We start from the raw sequence: 19,990 nt of genomic DNA on the forward strand, positions 1-19,990 counted from the left end.
ATTGGAGTTTGTATGCATATTCTACTTGTTGAAGACCATGAAATGAATCGCGATATGTTGAAGCGCCGCCTTGAACGTCGCGATTTTCAGGTTTCGGTGGCCGTCGATGGTCAAGAAGCGATCGATTTGGTTGAAAGCTTAATGCCCGATATCATCTTGATGGACATGAGTTTGCCAAATGTTGATGGCTGGACGGCAACTCGCATCATCAAAGCCAACCCAGCAGTCAATCAGATTCCGATTATTGGTTTAACTGCCCATGCTATGGCCGGTGATCGAGAGCGCTGTTTGGAAGCAGGCTGCAACGAATATGAGATTAAGCCAGTTGACTTTACTAGCCTGGTTAGTAAGATTCAGGCCTTAGTCGAGGATACGCCACTATGACCGCAACCCAACCTCGTATTCTCGTTGTTGACGATAGCGAAGATAACCGCTATTTGCTGCAACGCCAACTATTGCGGCGCAATTATGGAGTAGTGCTTGCTGAGAATGGTCAGCAAGCACTTGATTATGTTCAAAGCCATACGATCGATCTCATACTGCTGGATATTATGATGCCTGTGATGAATGGCTTTGAGGTCTTACAAAATCTCAAACAGAACGAACAATTACGTCATATTCCAGTGATTATTGTTTCGGCGGCTGATGATATGGAAAACGTGGTCAAGGGCATTCAAATGGGTGCTGAGGATTATTTGGCAAAGCCATTTAATACGACCTTGCTGCGAGCACGGATCGAAGCTTCGTTGGAAAAAAAGCGTCTGCACGACCAAGAACAGGCCTATCTACAAGCGATCGCCTTAGAACAAGCCCAATCCAACCGCCTCTTGCGCAATATTCTGCCGCAAACCATCGCCGACCAACTCAAAGACCAACAAGCCAATATCGCCGAATATTTTAGCAGTGTCAGCGTACTTTTCGCTGATATTGTTGGTTTTACCGAGTTATCGGGCCATATCAATGCCAAAGAACTGGTAGCCTGGCTCAATCGTTTGTTCTCACGGTTCGATCAGATGACGCTTGATGTTGGCTTGGAGAAGATCAAAACCATCGGCGATGCCTATATGGTTGCCGCAGGCTTGCCGATTGCCCAGCCCGACCATGCCGAACGTTTGGCGCTCTTCGCCACCTCAATGTTGGCAGAGATTGAGCAAATTACGATGCCCAACGGCAAGCCGTTACAAATGCGAATTGGCATTCATAGCGGGCCAGTTGTTGCAGGCGTGATTGGCACAATCAAATTTAGCTACGATCTGTGGGGCGATACCGTTAATATTGCCAGCCGTATGGAAAGTAGTGCTCATCCCAACACGATTCAGGTTAGCGCCGAAACCTATGCTTTGTTGCAAGATCATGAGCATTTTAGTTTGCAGCCACGCCATGGGGTCGAAATGAAACATCTCGGCACACGCACGACCTATATTCTTAATCGCCATCGGCATCATTAAGCTTAGGAATTGTTATGCACTGGCAAATTCCATCGTATACCTTTCCCACCTTGATTGCGAGCAGCGTTTCGTTTGCAATCGCAATTATTGTCTCACGTCGCCGCTTTGTTTCACAGATGTGGCCGTTTGCTATTTTAGCTTTCACTGTTGCTTTTTGGACATTGGGCTATGCATGGGAATTGGTCAGTGTTGATTTAGCGACTAAAGTTATTTTTGCTAAAACTCAATATTTAGGCATTGCTACGCCACCAGTCGCTTGGGTGGCGTATGCTTTATATTACACCGGACAAGAGCGTTTTGTCACTAAGCGTAGTTTTTTATATGCCATGATTATTCCTGCAATTACCATTGTTTTAGTCTGGACGAATGAATGGCATCATTTGATTTGGACAAAAACTGAAATTGCGATGTATGGCGAATATACGATGCTCCAAACTTATTATGGACCATGGTTTTGGGTGCATACGGCTTATTCATATGTGTTTATGGCGGCTGGTACGTTAATTTTGCTGCAAGCATTAGTACTTTCTTCATCGCTTTATCAAAATCAAATTATTGCCTTAATTTTAAGTGCAATCGCGCCATGGGTCACCAATGCGTTTCATATTTTAGGCTATCGGCCATTTCCCTATCTTGATTTAACCCCGTTTGGCTTTGTGATTAGCACCGTTGCCTTGGCGTGGGGGGCTTTGCGCTATCGTTTGTTCGATACGATTCCAATTGCGCGGCATATTTTGATGGAAAATCTCAGTGAGGGCGTGATTTTTCTCGATGCTAAGCGCCGCGTGATGGATATGAACGCCACGGCTGGCAAGTTGTTGGATATTCGGCCCGACCAGCAAATTGGTCAATCGGCCATCGTCAGCATTTTAGAACGTTTGGATGCACCGCAATCGGATGATTCTGATGAGCATTTGCGTTGGGAATATACGCTCCATCGCGATGAGAAAAAATTAGTGCTCGATGTGCAATTATCGCCACTGAGCGATCGCAATCGCTATCTTGGCCATTTGCTGTTGCTACGCGATATTACTGAGCGCCATCAGTACGAAGATTTGCTGCGCTCGCAACGTAATTTGTTTGCCGGCTTGGTTGAAGTGGCCCGCGCCACCAGCGCTCAGATTGATCTCGACCAGACCTTGCAAAGCACCTTGGATGTGGCGCTCCACCTAACCACAGCCGAGCAAGGCAGTATTTTTCTGCTCGACCAACATCAAATGGTGACTCATAGCATTTTGGCCCGCGAAAAAGCCACGCGCATCGAACAGCAAAATTTGGTTGGGCGGGTGATGCGCCAAGGCTTGGCAGGCTGGATCGTCGCCCACAATCAAATTGCCTTGATCAAAGACACCCACACTGATGATCGTTGGTTGCATTTGCCAAACGCACCCTACAATGCGCGTTCGGTGTTGGCCTTGCCGATTTTTGGCACGGCTGGAATTTTGGGTATTTTGATGCTGTTGCATTCAGAGGTTGATCATTTTCGCCAGGAGCATTCCGAGTTGATGGAAGCGGCTACCGCTCAAATTTCGTTTGCAATTGGCAACGCCCATGTGTACCAAACCCAGCAACAACTGACTCGCGAGCTAAGCCGCGCCAAGGATGCTGCCGAGGCTGCTAGCCAAACCAAAAGCCAATTTTTGGCCAATATGAGCCACGAATTACGCACCCCGCTTACCGCGATTATTGGCTATGCCGATGTGATGCGCGAAGATTTACTCGATTCCAACGACCAAATTTATTTAGCCGACTTGGATCGGATTCGCTCAGCCGGAGCGCATTTGTTGGGCTTAATCAACGATGTGCTTGATCTCTCGAAAATTGAGGCAGGCAAAATGCCAGTCTATTGGGAGCAAACCCGCGTCAGCATTCTATTAAATGATGTGATTACGACGGTGCGCCCACAGATTGACCGCAACCATAATAGCCTGATGATCGACCAGACCTACCATAACCTGATGTTTTGGACCGATATTTCTAAGTTGCGGCGGGTGTTGATTAATTTGTTGGGCAATGCGGCCAAATTCACTGACCATGGCACGATTTCGCTCTCGCTTTTTCTTGATGAAACCGATGAGCCTGCTTGTTTGCAAATACGGGTTTGCGATACAGGCATTGGGATGACGGCTGAGCAAGTTGCCAATTTGTTTCAAAATTTTAGCCAAGCCGATGCCTCAACAACGCGTAAATATGGCGGCACTGGGCTTGGCTTGGCGATTAGTCGTAATCTGTGCAAATTAATGGGCGGCGATATTGAAGTGACCAGCGAGTTAGGCCATGGCTCAACTTTTATTGTCAAGTTGCCATGGGTCGAGCAACCATTTAGCGATCAGCGTGAAGTTGGTTCCGACGGACCACCCTACCTGTTTTGATCACGATGGCGACTGGATTTGTGCCAAACTTATAGCCGATATGGCGTTCGTCGGGCAGGTTGAGCAAGGCCAGATCAGCTTGCATGCCAACTGCTAAGCTACCAACGCGCTCATGCTGGCGAATTGCAAACGCTGAATTAACCGTGGCCGCGTTCAAGGCCTCGGCTGGAGTCAGCCGTAAATAGCGACAAGCAATGGCAATTGCCATCGGCATCGATTCACAAGGGCTGGTGCCTGGATTACAATCGGTGGCTAGGGCCAAAATTCCGTTCGCTTCGATTAAACTGCGAGCTGGGCTGAATTGACTCTTGCCCAGACCAAACGGCGTGCCAGGCAACGAAACGCCCACGGTTTCTGAATTTGCCAAGATCGCGATATGTTCGGGCGGCGTGGCGACCAAGTGATCAACCGAGATTGCCCCTAGTTCGACCGCTAGCGGCGTGCCACCCAACGGCTCAAACTCATCGACATGCAATTTCAAGCGAAAGCCCAATGCTTTGGCCTTAACCAAAATACGTTGGCTTTGGGCAACTGAAAAGGCTCCATTTTCGCAGAAAATGTCGCAAGCCAAGGGTTCTTGCCAGATTGTTTGCTGTTGCCACCAAGCTGCTACTGCAGGCAACATCTCATCAACCACCAAATCTACAAACGCTTCTGGATTGTCGCGATATTCGGCGGGAATGGCGTGTGCCCCCATAAAGGTCGGCACGATGCCAATTGGATGAGTTTGGGCTAGCTCAGCGATCGCTTCGAGCATGGTTAATTCGGTAGCGGTATCAAGCCCATAGCCACTTTTGATTTCGACGGTAGTTGTGCCATGGGCCAATAATTGATCAAGCCGTGGGCGGGTTTGGGCAACTAATTCGGCTTTACTGGCTGCTCGTGTGGCATGAACTGTTGACATAATTCCTCCACCAGCCGCCATTAATTCGCTATAGCTTGCGCCTTTGATTCGTAATTCGAACTCATGGGCGCGATCGCCTGCATAACAAGCGTGGGTGTGGGGATCGACAAAGCCTGGGATTGCCAAATAACCACCTGCATCGATTGTTTGATCGGCAGTCCAAGCGCTAAGCTCGGCCTGACTGCCAAGTGCCACGATGTTGCCTGCTTGGACAGCAACAACAGCTTGGTCGATAGCGGTTAATTGGGCCAGCTGTTGGCCGCGTAAAGGTGCTTGCGGGCCAGTAACCAAGCGACCTATATTGGTAATTAATTGATCAGCGTGGGGCATAACTCCTCCTTGAGTTAACTGCGAGCAACGATAACCGCTGTATCCTACCACAGCTGAAAAGGTCGGCTTATCTGCTATAATAGCCTTACCAATAAGGAGGATACACGGTCATGACAATCAATCGCCGTTCGACGCGGGCGCGTCGGCGACCACCAATTCGCAATATCAAAACATCATCAGCAGCCGGCATGAACCCAGATGTGGAATATATCTACATTCGCCATGATCTGATTCGGATCATTTTGATGGGTGGTGGGTTGTTGGCACTTATGGTCGTGCTAGCTGTATTAAATGTGTTCTAGCCGACACATTATTGGCTTGCTGCTGGCACGGCCTACGCCGTGCTTCTTTTTTGAGCAGCGCCTATGCTTGAGGTTGCTATGAGCGATGAACGTTTAGCCAGTAAAGCAGCACGTTTACGCTGGATTGAACGCAAACTCTATAATAATCCCCAAGGCTTGCGGGTGATGGATTTGGCCGAGGCTACGGGCATGGATCGGCGCACCATCTACCGCGATTTGGGTGCGCTTGAAGACATGGGCGTGCCAATGTGGCAATTTGAGGGCAAATTTGGGATTAATCGCGAAGATTATCTCTCAACAGTGCGCTTAAATTTAAATCAAACAATTTCGCTGTTTTTTGCTGCCCGTTTGCTGGCCCACCATAGCGATGAGCAAAACCCGCATGTGGTGGCGGCGCTTGAGAAAATTGCGGCCTCGCTGCCCGATGAAACAATTGCTAAACATTTGAGCAATGTTGCCGCCCAAATTCAACTGCGCCCAACCCGCCGCGAATATATTTTGGTGCTCGAAACCTTCACTCGCGCTTGGGCTGATCGGCGTATGGTTAAATTTTCGTATTGGGCCTCGAACCGTGAGGAGCCTGAGGAGCGCACGGTTGCGCCGTATGTGCTCGAAGTGTCGCGGTTTGAACCAGCCTCATATGTGATTGGCCACGACCCATTACGCAATGCTTTGCGCACATTTAAGCTCGAACGAGTCCAACGCGCCGAAATTCTTGATCTCGAATATGTGATTCCCGCGGATTTCGACCCATACTCCATGCTGGCCGATAGCTGGGGCATCATGGACGAGGGCAATACTGTCACGGTGCGCTTACGATTTAGCGCAGTTGTGGCCCGTCGCGTCAAAGAAAGCACGTGGCATCGGTCGCAAGAAGTGATCGATTTGCCCGATGGTGGCTGTGAGCTTTCGATGAAACTCGCTGGTACGCGTGAAATGCGTTCATGGGTGCTGGGCTGGGGTGCTGATGTTGAGGTATTGGCTCCAGCTGATCTACGCGCTGAAGTTGCCGAGCACGCTCAACGGATGGTTCAGCAATATCAATAGTTAATTGGGCCAATTTGAATCAATCAACAACCCCTGATCTCGCGATTGAGATGAGGGGTTTGTTTGTTAATGTCATCAATCGCTCACCCGCCGTTAAGCGATATTTTCGGCTTGGCAACTCAACACGCGGTACAATAGCACAGAATGCGGAGTATCAGGCATTGATTTAAGGATGAGTGCATGCAGCATGTGGTGATTGTTGGCGGCGGTTTAGGTGGTTTGGCAGCAGCCTTGCGGCTACGGGCGGCTGGTGTCGCCGTAACTTTATTTGAAAAAAACACGGCCCTTGGTGGCAAAATGGCCCAAGTTGTGCAACATGGCTTTCGCTTTGATACAGGACCATCGCTGTTTACGATGCCATGGGTGGTGGAAGAATTGCTCGCCAGTGTTGGGCGTGATCTCGCCAGCGAACTGACAATTAAGCCGGTTGATCCAACCTGCCGTTATCAATGGCCTGATGGCACACGCCTCGATGCTTGGAGCGATCTGCCCAAGCTTTTGAAAGAAATTGAACGCCTCGAACCAGCCGATGTTGCAGGCTTTTTGGGCTTTATGGCATTTAGCGCCCAGATTTATCAAGCAGCGGCTGAGCCATTTTTGCTTGAGCCATTTCAGGGCTTGCGCACAATGCTGCAACCACGTTTACTGCGCGATGTTTGGAAAATTGCCCCCTTGAAAACTGTTGATCAAGCGGTGCGCCACTATTTCAAACACCCCTATCTGCGCCAGTTGTTCAATCGCTATGCTACCTATAATGGCTCCTCGCCCTATCGTTCGCCCGCGACGTTTTGTATTATTCCTTATGTTGAAATCGCCCAAGGCGGCTGGTATATCGACGGTGGTATGTATCAATTGGCGGCGACGCTAGGCCGAATTGCTGGCGAAATGGGTGTCGATATTCAGTTAAATAGTTTGGTTAGCGAAGTTATTGTAACCAACAAAACCGCTACTGGTGTGCGTTTGAGCGATGGCCGCACGATTAATGCCGATTATGTGATTGTGAATGCTGATGCGATGTATGCGCTTGATCAGCTGATTCCAACCACCAAAGCGCCAACCCACGAATTGGCGTGCTCAGGTTTTGTGTTGCTGTTGGGGGTTAATCGCGATTACGCTCAATTGCAGCATCACAACATTTTCTTTAGCGGCGATTATGCCGCCGAATTTCGGGCAATTTTTGAGCATGGTGTGCCAGCAGTTGACCCGACAATCTATATCGCTGCAACCTGCCGCTCGAACCCTGAGCATGCCCCGCCTGGAATGCTGAATTTATTTGTGCTGGTCAATGCCCCAGTCACAGGTCGGGTGAATTGGCAACGCGAGGCGGCGGCCTATCGTGATTTAGTGGTGCGCCGTTTGGAGCAGCATGGCTTGGTTGGGCTGAATCAAGCGATTATCAGCGAAACTATGCTCACGCCTGCTGATCTGGCGAGCATGACCAATGCCCAGCGTGGCTCGTTGTATGGCCCTGCCTCGCATGGCTTACAGGCAGCCTTTTTGCGGCCAGCCAATCAGCCAGCAGGCTTGCAGAATTTGGCCCTTGTTGGTGGGGCGACCCATCCTGGTGGTGGAATTCCGCTGGTGTTGTTGTCGGGCAAAGCTGGGGCACGCTGGGCATTGCAAAGATTAGGAGTTGCTGAGAAGCCCAAACTTGGGACTATTTTCTGATAGTCAGGTTGGTCAAAGATCGCTACGATGCGACTGTGGTAGCAGTTTGCTTGCCAAAATACAGCTGTTGGATGAAAGGAATAATGTTATGAGTAATACCCCCAAACCGCGCCAAGGCCGCCAGCGAGTACGCGAAAAGCGCTCGTTGTTGCCATTCTATTTGATGCTCGGCTTGGTTGGCATTGTTGGATTAACCTTTGTGTTTATTCAGGCCTTACAAACTCCGGTTGCTCCGCCCAGTGCCAGCATCCCGATTCGTCCTGTGATCAACGCAGCCATTGGTCAAACCTCGGAAGGCTATTGGTATAAGGGCGATCCCAATGCTCCAATCAAGGTGATTGAATTTGCTGATTTTGAATGTCCAGGCTGTCGCCAGCTTGAAGTTGATCTAGCAAATGCCAATTTTGATGCTGAATATATTGAAACTGGCAAAGTTCAATGGATTTATCGTGAATTTCCCTTGCGTAGCATTCATAAATCGGCCCAATATACAGCTGAAGTAAGCCGCTGTGCTGGCGACCAAGGTGTCTATTGGCCGGTGCATATGGCACTTTATGATAGCCAATTGCAATGGACAAACTTAGACAACCCTAATCCACTCATCCTTGATGCAGCGGTCAAGGCTGGCGCTAACCTCGATAAATTGGAAGATTGTATGGATGCTGAAACGCATACAGCAGCCATCAATGCTTCCTACGATTCGGCCAAAAGCTTAGGCCTCGATCAAACGCCGACCGTTTTTATTAATGATGATCGGATTAATTTCGTGGGTGATTTTTATACCGACTTAAAGCTCGCAATTGATGCGAAATTAGGTGTTACTCCCTAGGAGGCGTGTAATGGACGACCGTCCGTATTGGCCGCGTATGGCCATGGCTTTTTTGGCGCTTGGTGGCCTGATTAATTCAAGTTATCTAACCATTCACCGTTTGCGACCAACCCAAAGCGCCCCGCTGGTGTGTGGTGTGGTTGGCAATTGTGAAGCTGTGCAAGCCAGCAAATATAGTGTTTTTCCCCCAACCAATGGCATTCCGGTGGCCTATATTGGCTTTGTGGGCTTTTTGTTGTTGGTGGTGCTGAGCGTGCTGAGTTTGCAGCGGTCGCAGATTGGGCGATTTAGTTTGCCAACGATCAACTTGGTGTTGGCAAGCGGTGGACTGGCATTTTCGGCCTATCTGACGGCAATTGAGGCTTGGGTGCTGCACGAATGGTGTCAGTGGTGCATTATCTCGGCGGTGGTGGCAGTGCTCTTTTGGGCTTTAGCAGGGTTCGATTGGTGGCAAGCCCGCCGATCAGTTGATTCTGAATCGCTCGAACCTGCCAACGCGACTGCGGTATAATACAGATTATTATTCAAGTAAGGACCAGCGTTTATGGCGCATTTTGAATCGATCTTTAGTGTGCGATTGTGTCACCCTGAAGATGCTCCTTTGCTCGCTCCGTTGATTTCGGCTTTGGCTACTGAAGAAGGCGTAACGCCGCCCGAACCCGAAGCCTTGGAAGAGATTATTCGGGCGATGCTGACTACTGGCTTTAGCGATTTTGTGATTGCTGAGCGTGGCCCCAACGAAGATGAAGTTGTGGGTTGTATTCAGATTAATTATCGGCTTTCGACTTGGGCTGCCGCGCCCTATGCCTATTTAGAAGATTTTTACCTTGTGCCCGAAGCGCGTGCCCAAGGGATTGGCACCAAATTGCTCGATTACGCCTGTCAGCGGGCCGAGGGCAAAGGCTGCCAAAATGTACAACTTGATGTCCGTGAGGCCAACAAAGGCGCAATGCGTTTGTATGCCCGCTATGGCTTCAAAGTGACCAACAGCATGATTTGGAAACGCGATAAGCCAGAGTGTGAGCACGATTACAGTGCCGAAATCAACGAATTGGTCGATCATTTACGCGGCAATGAGGAAACGGAGGCAGCCTAGTGTGGAGCATGCGCATCGGTAATGTCAGTGGTATCCCGATTAAATTGCATCTTAGCTGGCTGATTTTGGCTGGTCTGAGCATCTATAGCTTTGAGCAGATGTTTACGCTCAATGGGCAATCGGGCTTACCGCTAGCCTTGCTTGGCACATTACTGTTGTTGTGCTCAATTGTGCTGCATGAAGTTGGCCATGCCCTAATGGCTCGGCGGTTAGGCTTGCGAGTAACAGCAATCACGCTGTTTTTAACTGGCGGCCTAACCGAGCTGGCCGATGATGTTGATTTGCCGCAAAGCGAATTTAAAATTGCCTTGGTTGGCCCATTAGTCAATGTTGGCTTGGCAATTGTGGCGTTCGTTGGGGCGTGGTTTTCCCAAGGGGTTTGGGCTAGTTTTTGGGCGACCTTGGCGATTGTCAATGGTTTGTTGGCAGTGTTTAATTTGCTGCCCTGTCATCCACTCGATGGCGGGCGTGTGTTACGCTCGATCTTCTGGTTTTTGAATGATGATTTGTTGCGGGGCACGCTCCAAGCCAGCATGGTTGGGCGCTATCTTGGCAACGGCTTGATGATCATCGGGCTAGTAGCCTTGTTTAGTAATGCCTTGACTGGCAGTTTGCTCTTGCTGATGGGCTGGATGACCAATCGGGCTGCGGTCAGCAATTTTGTGCAAACCACCCTAAACTACACCCTCAGCCGAGCTTTGGTTGGCGAAGTGATGACCCGTAGTTTTCGGACAGTTTCGCCGCATTTAACCCTCGATTTATTTGCTGGCCAATATTTGCTGGGCCAAGCCGAGCCTGCTTTTCCGGTCGTACACTCCGAACGTTTGATCGGCATGATCAGCGTGCAACATCTGTATCGCTATGCGATGGGCGAATGGCGTAGCGTCTCGGTTGGCGATGCCATGACTCCCAAGGCTGATTTGCCACGGCTCAATGTTGGCGATAGTATGCAAACTGCCTACTACACGATGCTTGGTCAGCGGTACGATAGCCTACCCGTGACCGATGGCGATGCGGTGGTGGGGATTGTGCGCCATCGTGATGTGGTAGCGTTTGTGCAAAGCGCCCTCAAAATCAACGTTTAAAGCATCTGCCGCTTTACGCATTTCAAACTGTAACCAAAAGCTGTATCTAGCGTTATAGAGATACAGCTTTTGCTGATTAACTGCATCGATTGAGAGAGGAACCCCTATGCTGCGGCGTACTTTTTGGGTGATCATTGTTGGCATTCTGCTGGTTTTATTAAATTTCAAAATTAATGGTATCGAGCTTTTGCCCAATTGGCTCGGCCTACTGCTGATATTTGGGGCGTTGCTGCGCTTGCAACAAGCGTATGTCTATTTCAAACGTGCTACATGGCTCAGTTTTTTCGCGCTTGGACAATCAATTCCTTGGTTCGAGAGTCCTACCACATTACCTGATGATCCATGGTATCAGTATGGCTTTGTTCTGAGCTACTTTTTTTATGGTATCTATCTATGGATGATCGGTGAAATATGTTATGCGCTGGTTCGCTATCAACGTTTGGCCGAGCCTGAGCGGAGCAATCGCCCGCTGGTGCTAAGCTATTTGGCGCTGATGAGCCACCTGATTTTTCTGCTCTTGCTGTGGATCTGGCCTGCGTTAGGCGTGAGTCTGCTGACCATGGTGGCATTGGGAATTGGATTTATCGCCTATGCTGTAGTGTTTTTTCAATGGCAACGCTATACGAAACGACTCAATAGCATTGATTTTGGCATTCAGCATACCCCGCGCTTCGCTGCTTGGCTCAAAGTCACAATCGTCATCTTGTTAATTGTGCCATTGCTGGGATTAAGTAGTACCTGGATCAATCCGACCAATCCTTTAGTAGCGAATGAACCAACCGCAACCGCGATCTATCGTCAAAAATTCTCTAGATCATATGTTCTGCCTAAAAATCCTATTGCCTATAGCCCCGATGGTTCAATGCTGGCTTTAATTGATAAAGAAATCGTTGAACTGCCTGAGGAATTACAAAATAATTATGACTTTACTATAACTAAATTATATCTACTTGATACAGCAGATTATTCAAAACAACGAGTGATTACGCTGGGTGATAATGTTTTTGTAACAAATATGACTTGGAATCATACGGGAAGCCAGATTTTTGTTAGCCTAGGACGAGATAGTAGTACTATCAATTATATTATTGATCCAATCAAGGCGGATATTAAGTTTAGCAAAGAAGGGAAATATATTGGATTTTTGAATTCTGCTCGTTGGAGTGCTGATGATCGGATCATAACTCTATTAGCTAATTCAGTTTGGGAGTTTAATGCGATTACTGGGGAAATGCAGATAATTTCACGACCTATTTATAATCCAAGTCTTAAAGCCGACTTAAGCCCTGACTCACAGTATATAGTTTATCGTGATGAACTACAGGATAGCCTTGATATTTATCGCTCACCAGATTGGATTGCATATACAAATCTTCAGAAAAATATTGAATATGTCTATAATCTGAGTTGGAGTAACGACCAAAAACTAATTGCAGTAGCCAAAAGTAATGATGAGATCCAAGTGTGGGATGCTGCTTCTGGCCAATCAATCCATAGTTTATTAATCACCTATCAAGATGATCGTTGGTGGAATGCTAAAACCTATGCAACATTTGCTCAAAGTGTTACATTTAGCCTAGATAGCACCCTTATTGCAGGGGGTAGTCATGATGGTAACATGATGCTTTGGCAAGTGGATGATGGGCGACGTTTGCTCAGATTTGATCAGCAGCAATCAGGTATCATCGCCATCGCAATCAAACCGCATAACCAGCACATGGCTTCGATTGATGAAGATGGAAACTTATTAATTTGGGACATCATGAAAGTAGTACAATGAGCGATTTCGAATGGCCGCCAGAGCTTGACACCACGATTGATGGTTTGGCCCAAGGCGGCGATGGAGTTGGCCGCTATGCTGGCCGACCGGTGTTTGTGGCGGCGGCTTTGCCTGGCGAACAGGTGAGGGTGCGCCTCACCGAGCGCCGTAATGGCTGGGCACGCGGGGTTTTACTGGAGCCACCAAGCAATCCGGCAGCTGAACGGGTTACTCCGGCGTGTCCGGTTTATCAACGCTGTGGTGGCTGCGATTGGCAATATCAGATGATTGAAAGCCAGCGCCAAGCCAAACAAACGATTTTGGCTGAGCAATTGCGCTTTGTGGCCCAAACCGATCACGCCGAAGTTGCGGCCACGGCGGCAGGCGAACCATGGCATTATCGTTCGGTTGCGCGGGTGCATGTCGATGGTCAACGAGTGGGGTTTTATGCCGCTGGTGGTCGCCAGATTGTCGAATTTGATCAGTGCTTGATCATTGATCCGCGCTTGAATGCGACGATTGAACGATTAAAACCACTGTTGCCTTTGATAGGCTTGCGCGAAATTAGCCTGCGCCTGAGCACCACCGATGGCACAATCCACGGTCATTTGATTGGGCAAGGCCAAAGTGCTTGGCGTAGTTGGGCACGGCGTTGGATGTCAGCAGATGCCACGATTGCTGGAGTTTCTTCGGCGACCCGCGAGGGCTGGATGGCCTTGGCGGGAGCCGAATACTTGTATGAGCAATTGGGCGATGTACGTTTGCGAATTGCCCCAACCAGCTTTTTTCAAGCTAATGTTGAGCGAGCGCGGGCAGTGTTGCAGCAAATCGAGTGCTTCTTGCCGTTGAATAACACCACCCGTTTACTTGATGGCTTTTGTGGCGTTGGTACGTTTTTGTTGCCTTTGGCACATAACATTGGCCATGGCTGGGGCATTGAGGAACATCCGGCGGCAATTCGCGATGCTCAGGCGAGTGCTAAAGCCAATCAACTTAGTAATGTGACCCTGAAAACCGGCAAGGTTGAGGCGATTTTGCCGCAGCTCAAGCAACAATTTGATTTAGCGATTGTTGATCCGCCACGGCGTGGAGTCGAGCCAGCTGCCCTCAATGCCCTGATTGCTGCCCAACCAACTATGATTGCCTATGTGTCCTGTCATCCTGGCACCTTGGCTCGCGATATTAAGCTTTTGCAGGCTGGCGGTTATACCATTCAGCATGCTCAGCCCCACGATTTCTTTCCGCAAACCAGCCATGTTGAGAGTTTGGTTTTGCTCAGTAAGGCTTGATGAGCCTTCGCCCGATCCCTACCAAACGCCCCTCGCCCGCCGCAGTGGGAGAGGGGTTGGGGTGAGGGAGCCTAAAACCGACCCTTGTATGCTCCTAAACCCCAACTTGCACAATAGCCTGCTATCCGTAATAATGCAGCTTTCACCCTACTCCAGTTGATGGAAGGACACCCAATGCCTTCGCCAGTGCCAGATGGACACGTTCGCGGTGCGTTGCTGCCAATTGGTGGCGCAATGGATTTGCAGCGCAGACGGTTAATTTTATTACGCTTTTTTGAGCTTGCAGGCGGCTCCAACGCTCGTATTGTGGTTATTCCGACTGCTTCGGAATTGCCCGATGGGGGCCGCGAATACCTTGAGGTGTTTGGTAAATTAGGCGTTGCCAGCGTCGAATTATTGCCAGTTCGCGAACGGATCAATGCCAATGATCCAGCGGCAACCGAAATTATTGCCCAAGCGACTGGAATTTTTATGACAGGTGGCAATCAATTGAAGCTTACGGCGGTGCTTGGTGGCACGCCGGTTGCCACAGCTATTCGGCGAGCTAACGCGCGGGGGGTTCCGGTGGCGGGCACGAGTGCGGGCGCTTCGGCGATGAGTGCCCATATGATCGCCTATGGGGCCAAAGGGCTGGTGCCACGCTATGGCATGGTGCAATTTGGGCCAGGGCTTGGGCTAACCAATCGGGTTGTGCTTGATCAACACTTTGGCGCTCGCCATCGGCTGGGGCGTTTGATCGCGGCGGTCAGCTTTAATCCATATCTGATTGGGTTGGGTCTTGATGAAAATACCGCCGCCGAGATCGACGATGATCATCTGATGCAGGTGATTGGTGAAGGCTCGGTGACGGTGGTTGATGGCGCTGGCATTACATACAGCAATATTCATCAGCTCAAAGTTGGCCAAAAAGAGGCGATCGTCGGCGTGAAATTGCATGTGCTAACTCATGGCTGGTCGTATGATCTGATCAAACGTGAAGTAATTCCGCCAGTGGTGATGCCTGCGTTGCCAGTTGCCCCTAGCCTTGAACAGCCAGCCGCCGATCCAGAAATTTAACCAGTCTCTTGCCGCGCTGGCTGCTCGTGGTACAATACGGCGCAACGTGGCTCAGCGCTGCGCCACCCACTCGCATTTCCCCAAATTCTAGCCTACCCATTGCCACTATTCTGTGGAGGTTTCCCGATGAAAATTCTCGACACGCGCGTCTATCGTGGGCCTAACTATTGGTTGTATAAGCCAGCCATCAACATGACCGTTGATCTTGAAGAGCTTGAGGCTTATCCGACCCATTTGTTGGGTGATTTTGTTGATCGCTTGTTGGCGCTCGTGCCCAGCCTCGATGATCATCATTGTTCGTTGGGGCGACCAGGTGGCTTTGTGGAGCGGCTGCGCGATGGCACATGGCTGGGCCATGTGATGGAGCATTTGTCGCTTGAGTTGCAGTGTTTGGCCGGAACCTATGTGACCCAAGGCAAAACCCGTGGCACAGGCCAAGATGGCCAGTATTTTGTGATTTTTCAGTATGGCCAAGAGGATGTCGGGATCGAGGCGGCTAATCTGGCGTTGCGTTTGATTCAGTTTTTGCTGCCTGAACACTTGCCCTCAGCTATGCCCGCTGCCGAACGAGCCACCTTTGATCTGGTGCGCGAGAAAGAAGATTTGGCGCGGATGGCGGTGCGTTTGGCCTTTGGCCCCTCAACTGCCTCCTTGGTCAAGGCTGCCGAGGAGCGTGGGATTCCATGGTTGCGCTTGAATGAGCATTCATTGGTGCAATTTGGCCATGGCAAATATCAAAAACGCATTCAGGCTACGATTACCTCGCAAACCAGCCATATCGGGGTCGAAGTGGCCCAAGATAAGCAATTGACCAATAAATTGCTAGAAGATGCTGGATTGCCTGTGCCTCGTCAGCGGGTGGTGCGCTCGGCTGAGGGTGCGGTGCAAGCTGCGCGACGGTTGCGCTACCCTTTGGTCGTCAAGCCCTTGGATGCCTCGCATGGCCGTGGCATCTCGATTGGCCTGACTACTGAAGAAGAAGTTCAAGTTGCCTTCGCCCAAGCCCAAGAATATCGCTCATATGTGATTGTTGAAGAACTTGTGCCAGGCAGTGATCATCGGGTTTTGGTGATTAATGGCGAGGTCGTGGCAGTTTCCGAGCGCGTGCCTGGCCATGTGGTTGGCGATGGGCAACATACAGTGGCTGAATTGGTCGAAATCGTCAATAGCGATCCACGGCGTGGGGTTGGTCACGAAAATGTATTGACTAAACTGGAGATCGATCATCAAGCTGAGCGCTGCATGGAAAAAGCTGGAGTCAGCTTAGAAACCGTGCTCGAAGCAGGCCAAGTGCTGTATTTGCGCTCAACCGGCAACCTCTCGACTGGTGGCACAGCGATCGATCGCACCGATATGATTCACTATGAAAATGCCCAAATTGCGATTCGCGCCGCCAAAATTGTGGGCTTGGATGTGGCGGGGATCGATTTTATTATTCCTGATATTAGCCGTCCGGTCAGCGAGGTTGGTGGCGGGATTGTTGAAGTTAATGCAGCGCCTGGCTTTCGCATGCACGTTGCGCCATCCGAGGGCACGCCGCGCGATGCAGCAGGCCCAGTGATCGATATGCTGTTTCCGGCAGGCACGCCAAGCCGCATTCCGCTGGCAGCATTAACTGGCACCAACGGCAAAACCACCACCGCTCGCATGACCGCGCATATTCTCAAGATGGCGGGCTATCACGTTGGCATGACCAGCACCGATGGGATTTATATCGACGGCGAGCGGGTGTTGCGCGGCGATATGACTGGCCCCAAATCGGCCCGCATGGTGTTGCGCGACCCGACAGTTGATGCCGCTGTGTTGGAAACCGCGCGTGGTGGCATTTTGCGCGAAGGTTTGGGCTACGATGAAGTTGATGTTGGCGCGATTCTCAATATCAGTGCCGATCACCTTGGCCTACGGGGCATCGATACGCTCGAAGAGATGGCCAAAGTTAAATCGCTGATCATCGAAGTGATTAAGCGTGATGGCTGGGCCGTGTTGAATGCCGATGATCCTCTGGTGGCAAAATTGGTAGCGCGAACGCGGGCCAAGCCCTTCTACTTCAGCTTTGATCCGGCTAATCCCTTGGTGCGTGAGCAAGTTCAAGTTGGCGGGCGGGCGATTGTGGTCGAAAAAGGGGTTAACGGCGATATGGTGACGCTCTACGATAAAGGCCGCCATATTCCGCTGTTGTGGACGCATCTAATTCCGGCAACCTTGGAAGGTCGGGCCAAATTCAATGTTGCCAATGCTCTGGCGGCGGCAGCGCTGGCCTATAGTTTAGGCATTAGCATCGAAAATATTCGCCAAGGCTTGCGCACCTTTACCACCTCGTTCTATCAAACGCCTGGACGCTTGAATGTCTTTGATGAACATCCTTTCCGCGTAATTTTGGATTATGGGCATAATCCGGCAGCTGTCAGCAACTTGATCGATGTGGTGCGTCAATTGCCACGCGAGGGCAAAGCGATCTGTGTGATTTCGGTGCCTGGCGATCGGCGTGAGGTTGATGCGCGTGAGATTGGGCGCTTGCTGGGGGCAGGGGTTTTCGATCAGATCATCATCAAAGAAGACACCAGTTTGCGAGGCCGCAAAGAGGGCGAAATGCCTGGCTATATTCGCGAAGGTTTAGCTGAGGCGGGTTTTGCTGAGAGCAATATTCATTATACTCGTCACGAGCGCGAGGCGATTGCCATGGCCTTAGATGGCGCACAGCGTGGCGATTTGGTGATGGTATTTGCCGATGAGCCAACCGAGGCTTGGAAACAGATTATTTATTGGGGCAAGCCGCGCGATGCTCAAAGCAAAGTTGGTGGCGTGATTTAGCACCTCGCCGCGTTTGATCCACGTAGGACACGAAGCGCACGAAGAATGAAACCGCGAAGATCGCGAAGATCGCGAAGGTTGATTGAGTGGTTCACTGAGATGGGTTCGTCGTTCAAATATTACAACACTCAACCATTCGTGTTCTTCGTGTTCTTCGCGGTTAAATTTCATCCCTTATCTCTTGCTATGCGCCGCTGCGTTAAATTGCGATCGCGATTTTGCCTTTTGATGTTTGACTTCTGCCTTGTTCCTATGTTCTCTTCGGTTCTTTTTGGGGTGCGACGCGTAGGGTTTGCTCAGCGGTATAGCGCACTAAACCAGGTGGGCCGCCTTTGATTTTGCGCACATGTTTGCGTAAGGCAATATCGACTTCAACTGCGCCATCGTTGCGAGCCGATGAATAGTAGGCCGCCAGTTGCGCCGCTTGCTCAAGGGTACGCGGCGGCACATTCGCCGATTGCATACGAATAATCACATGGCCGCCAGTTCGTTCACGGGCATGCAACCAATAATCCTCGGGCTGACCAAGTTTGAAGGTTACTTCATCGTTTTGGTCAGCGGTACGACCAACGAAAATTGTCCAGCCATCGGGCGAAATTACCCGCAACGGGCCACGCCCAACGCTAGAATTGGGCTTGCTTTTGGCTTTGCCAATCGTTTGGCGCAGCCAGCCACCAGCAATCAACTCACGCTCAAATTGCTCAATTTCAGCAAAACTCTCGGCCAAACTCAACAGATCGTTGGTTTGTTGCAAATATTCGGCTTGAGCCTCGGTTTGCTCCAAGAGTTGTGGCACATCCTCTAATGCACCTTTGGCTTTGTCGTACTCGCGAAATTTTGCTTGAGCATTCTCGACCGCCGATAATGTTGGATCAAGCGTGATCACGCCTTGGTCAAGCAGCAATTCGCTTTGTCCAGGTTTGATCGCATAAATATAGCCAAAAATCATCTCACCTTCCCAGCGCAAACGCTCAAGTTGCTCAACCCGCGCCAACTGAGTGCGTAATTGATCAGCTTTGGTTTTGATGCGGCGCTGAGCTTCAGCCACCCGTTCGAGCAAGGCTTCACGCCGTTGAGCGTGCGCTGTCACCTGATCAAGCTCAGCAAAGGCGGTTGCCAAGGCCTCGTTCATGCTGGGGAAGGTTTCAGTATGCGCTTGGTGCTGCAAATTAAAGGCAGCAATCCCAATTGGCGTGCCATCAGCATTGCGGGCAAGGGTTGGCTCGCTCCTGCTAAGGCTGGTAAGTTGGCGCAAAAGCTGGGCAATCTGTGCAAAATCTAGTTCTGGCGTAATTTCGACGCTGGTTGCGCCGACTGCCCGCCAAGCAATTTCACGGCCAGTTTGCGGCGAGATGCCACTATATTCGGTCACCAAGGCTTTGGCCAAATCGCCACCTAAGGCCGCAATTTGTTCAGCGGTTGCTTGGAGCGGGTCAGATTTGCCTTGGCTGGGCGGCGCTTCGTACATGCCACGTGGCATGATTGGGCGTTGCGAACGTTGCGGGTTATAGTGACGAATACTTTCCAAGACCAAGCCATTATCATCGACCAAAATAATATTTGATGAATGACCGATAATTTCTAGTACCAACTCACTATAACGCGGCGTAAGCATCACCTCATCGTCGTCATCATCGTCAGGCTCAAGTTCCTTGCGAGGAATCGGCATCTTGGCTATACTGAGCGAAATAACCCGTTCCAATGGCGCAGATTCGATTTTGGTAATCCGTCCACCACGAACATATTTACGCAATAATAGCAACAAAGGCGAATCGGCATTCGGATCACGAGTTAGCTTGGTTGGGGTAGTATGCATGCGGGCAAATTTAGGATTGGCCGAAAGCAATAACTGATGGCGCTGGCCATCAGCATAGACTTCAAAACCTACACTATCAGGATTTGGCAAAACCACCTGTTGAATTTTGCCGCCAACCAAGATCTGTAATTCAGCGACAATCGCTGCAACAACTAGCGCATCAATGTGCATAGACGAT

At 50.2% G+C, this 19,990-nt stretch carries 16 protein-coding genes; 14 read left to right on the top strand and 2 right to left on the bottom strand.

Annotated elements, in window-relative coordinates:
• Positions 1-12 precede the first annotated feature (12 nt).
• From DEF47_RS22000 to DEF47_RS22010, 3 genes are read left to right on the top strand one after another with little or no spacing between them, the layout of a single operon-like run.
• Positions 13-384, top strand: a complete 372-nt coding sequence (locus DEF47_RS22000; RefSeq protein WP_012188160.1) for a response regulator — start codon at positions 13-15, stop codon at positions 382-384.
• Positions 381-1,448 (top strand): adenylate/guanylate cyclase domain-containing protein, encoded by a 1,068-nt coding sequence (locus DEF47_RS22005; protein WP_012188161.1) that lies wholly within the window; start codon positions 381-383, stop codon positions 1,446-1,448. The genes DEF47_RS22000 and DEF47_RS22005 overlap by 4 nt, the downstream gene beginning before the upstream one ends.
• A 14-nt stretch (positions 1,449-1,462) precedes the next feature.
• Positions 1,463-3,820 carry a histidine kinase N-terminal 7TM domain-containing protein gene (locus DEF47_RS22010; protein WP_012188162.1) on the top strand — a complete coding sequence of 786 codons (2,358 nt, stop codon included), beginning with the start codon at positions 1,463-1,465 and terminating at the stop codon, positions 3,818-3,820.
• Here the strand turns inward: DEF47_RS22010 and hutI are convergent.
• Positions 3,771-5,054 carry an imidazolonepropionase gene (gene hutI, locus DEF47_RS22015; RefSeq protein ID WP_012188163.1) on the bottom strand — a complete coding sequence of 428 codons (1,284 nt, stop codon included), beginning with the start codon at positions 5,052-5,054 and terminating at the stop codon, positions 3,771-3,773. The genes DEF47_RS22010 and hutI overlap by 50 nt on opposite strands.
• A 110-nt stretch (positions 5,055-5,164) precedes the next feature.
• On the opposite strand from hutI, the gene DEF47_RS22020 reads away from it, so the two are divergent.
• The 11 genes from DEF47_RS22020 to cphA all read left to right on the top strand — a co-directional run bounded on the left by DEF47_RS22020 (position 5,165) and on the right by cphA (position 17,996).
• On the top strand, positions 5,165-5,356 hold the full coding sequence (locus tag DEF47_RS22020; protein ID WP_041303958.1) for a hypothetical protein: 192 nt from the start codon (positions 5,165-5,167) through the stop codon (positions 5,354-5,356).
• A gap of 78 nt (positions 5,357-5,434) precedes the next feature.
• On the top strand, positions 5,435-6,403 hold the full coding sequence (locus DEF47_RS22025) for a helix-turn-helix transcriptional regulator (RefSeq protein WP_012188164.1): 969 nt from the start codon (positions 5,435-5,437) through the stop codon (positions 6,401-6,403).
• Between the two features lie 180 nt (positions 6,404-6,583).
• The gene (locus DEF47_RS22030) at positions 6,584-8,071 is read left to right on the top strand and encodes a phytoene desaturase family protein (protein ID WP_012188165.1); all 1,488 of its coding nucleotides are present in this window, start codon (positions 6,584-6,586) and stop codon (positions 8,069-8,071) included.
• A gap of 88 nt (positions 8,072-8,159) precedes the next feature.
• On the top strand, positions 8,160-8,900 hold the full coding sequence (locus DEF47_RS22035; RefSeq protein ID WP_012188166.1) for a DsbA family protein: 741 nt from the start codon (positions 8,160-8,162) through the stop codon (positions 8,898-8,900).
• Positions 8,901-8,910: 10 nt separating this feature from the next.
• On the top strand, positions 8,911-9,411 hold the full coding sequence (locus DEF47_RS22040; RefSeq protein WP_012188167.1) for a vitamin K epoxide reductase family protein: 501 nt from the start codon (positions 8,911-8,913) through the stop codon (positions 9,409-9,411).
• Positions 9,412-9,444: 33 nt separating this feature from the next.
• On the top strand, positions 9,445-9,996 hold the full coding sequence (locus DEF47_RS22045; protein ID WP_012188168.1) for a GNAT family N-acetyltransferase: 552 nt from the start codon (positions 9,445-9,447) through the stop codon (positions 9,994-9,996).
• An 8-nt stretch (positions 9,997-10,004) separates the two neighbouring features.
• A complete protein-coding gene (locus DEF47_RS22050; protein WP_287045351.1) occupies positions 10,005-11,081 on the top strand; it encodes a site-2 protease family protein in 1,077 nt (358 codons plus the stop codon).
• 106 nt (positions 11,082-11,187) lie between these two features.
• The gene (locus DEF47_RS22055; RefSeq protein WP_012188170.1) at positions 11,188-12,861 is read left to right on the top strand and encodes a WD40 repeat domain-containing protein; all 1,674 of its coding nucleotides are present in this window, start codon (positions 11,188-11,190) and stop codon (positions 12,859-12,861) included.
• Positions 12,858-14,129 (top strand): 23S rRNA (uracil(1939)-C(5))-methyltransferase RlmD, encoded by a 1,272-nt coding sequence (gene rlmD / locus DEF47_RS22060; RefSeq protein WP_012188171.1) that lies wholly within the window; start codon positions 12,858-12,860, stop codon positions 14,127-14,129. The genes DEF47_RS22055 and rlmD overlap by 4 nt, the downstream gene beginning before the upstream one ends.
• A 174-nt stretch (positions 14,130-14,303) precedes the next feature.
• Positions 14,304-15,185, top strand: a complete 882-nt coding sequence (locus DEF47_RS22065; protein WP_012188172.1) for a cyanophycinase — start codon at positions 14,304-14,306, stop codon at positions 15,183-15,185.
• Between the two features lie 126 nt (positions 15,186-15,311).
• Positions 15,312-17,996 carry a cyanophycin synthetase gene (cphA, locus tag DEF47_RS22070; protein WP_012188173.1) on the top strand — a complete coding sequence of 895 codons (2,685 nt, stop codon included), beginning with the start codon at positions 15,312-15,314 and terminating at the stop codon, positions 17,994-17,996.
• Positions 17,997-18,246: 250 nt separating this feature from the next.
• Here cphA and DEF47_RS22075 read toward each other — a convergent pair whose 3' ends face one another.
• On the bottom strand, positions 18,247-19,983 hold the full coding sequence (locus tag DEF47_RS22075; RefSeq protein WP_012188174.1) for an Rqc2 family fibronectin-binding protein: 1,737 nt from the start codon (positions 19,981-19,983) through the stop codon (positions 18,247-18,249).
• Positions 19,984-19,990: the final 7 nt, after the last annotated feature.

The sequence above is a fragment of the Herpetosiphon sp. genome, from assembly GCF_003512625.1.
GTDB lineage: Bacteria > Chloroflexota > Chloroflexia > Chloroflexales > Herpetosiphonaceae > Herpetosiphon > Herpetosiphon aurantiacus.

What these genes read in the sequence shown, in the direction of transcription:
- DEF47_RS22000 (WP_012188160.1), top strand. Translation starts at nt 13, where the DNA reads ATGCATATTCTACTTGTTGAAGACCATGAAATGAATCGCGATATGTTG.
- DEF47_RS22005 (WP_012188161.1), top strand. Translation starts at nt 381, where the DNA reads ATGACCGCAACCCAACCTCGTATTCTCGTTGTTGACGATAGCGAAGAT.
- DEF47_RS22010 (WP_012188162.1), top strand. Translation starts at nt 1,463, where the DNA reads ATGCACTGGCAAATTCCATCGTATACCTTTCCCACCTTGATTGCGAGC.
- hutI (WP_012188163.1), bottom strand. Translation starts at nt 5,054, where the DNA reads ATGCCCCACGCTGATCAATTAATTACCAATATAGGTCGCTTGGTTACT.
- DEF47_RS22020 (WP_041303958.1), top strand. Translation starts at nt 5,165, where the DNA reads ATGACAATCAATCGCCGTTCGACGCGGGCGCGTCGGCGACCACCAATT.
- DEF47_RS22025 (WP_012188164.1), top strand. Translation starts at nt 5,435, where the DNA reads ATGAGCGATGAACGTTTAGCCAGTAAAGCAGCACGTTTACGCTGGATT.
- DEF47_RS22030 (WP_012188165.1), top strand. Translation starts at nt 6,584, where the DNA reads ATGCAGCATGTGGTGATTGTTGGCGGCGGTTTAGGTGGTTTGGCAGCA.
- DEF47_RS22035 (WP_012188166.1), top strand. Translation starts at nt 8,160, where the DNA reads ATGAGTAATACCCCCAAACCGCGCCAAGGCCGCCAGCGAGTACGCGAA.
- DEF47_RS22040 (WP_012188167.1), top strand. Translation starts at nt 8,911, where the DNA reads ATGGACGACCGTCCGTATTGGCCGCGTATGGCCATGGCTTTTTTGGCG.
- DEF47_RS22045 (WP_012188168.1), top strand. Translation starts at nt 9,445, where the DNA reads ATGGCGCATTTTGAATCGATCTTTAGTGTGCGATTGTGTCACCCTGAA.
- DEF47_RS22050 (WP_287045351.1), top strand. Translation starts at nt 10,005, where the DNA reads ATGCGCATCGGTAATGTCAGTGGTATCCCGATTAAATTGCATCTTAGC.
- DEF47_RS22055 (WP_012188170.1), top strand. Translation starts at nt 11,188, where the DNA reads ATGCTGCGGCGTACTTTTTGGGTGATCATTGTTGGCATTCTGCTGGTT.
- rlmD (WP_012188171.1), top strand. Translation starts at nt 12,858, where the DNA reads ATGAGCGATTTCGAATGGCCGCCAGAGCTTGACACCACGATTGATGGT.
- DEF47_RS22065 (WP_012188172.1), top strand. Translation starts at nt 14,304, where the DNA reads ATGCCTTCGCCAGTGCCAGATGGACACGTTCGCGGTGCGTTGCTGCCA.
- cphA (WP_012188173.1), top strand. Translation starts at nt 15,312, where the DNA reads ATGAAAATTCTCGACACGCGCGTCTATCGTGGGCCTAACTATTGGTTG.
- DEF47_RS22075 (WP_012188174.1), bottom strand. Translation starts at nt 19,983, where the DNA reads ATGCACATTGATGCGCTAGTTGTTGCAGCGATTGTCGCTGAATTACAG.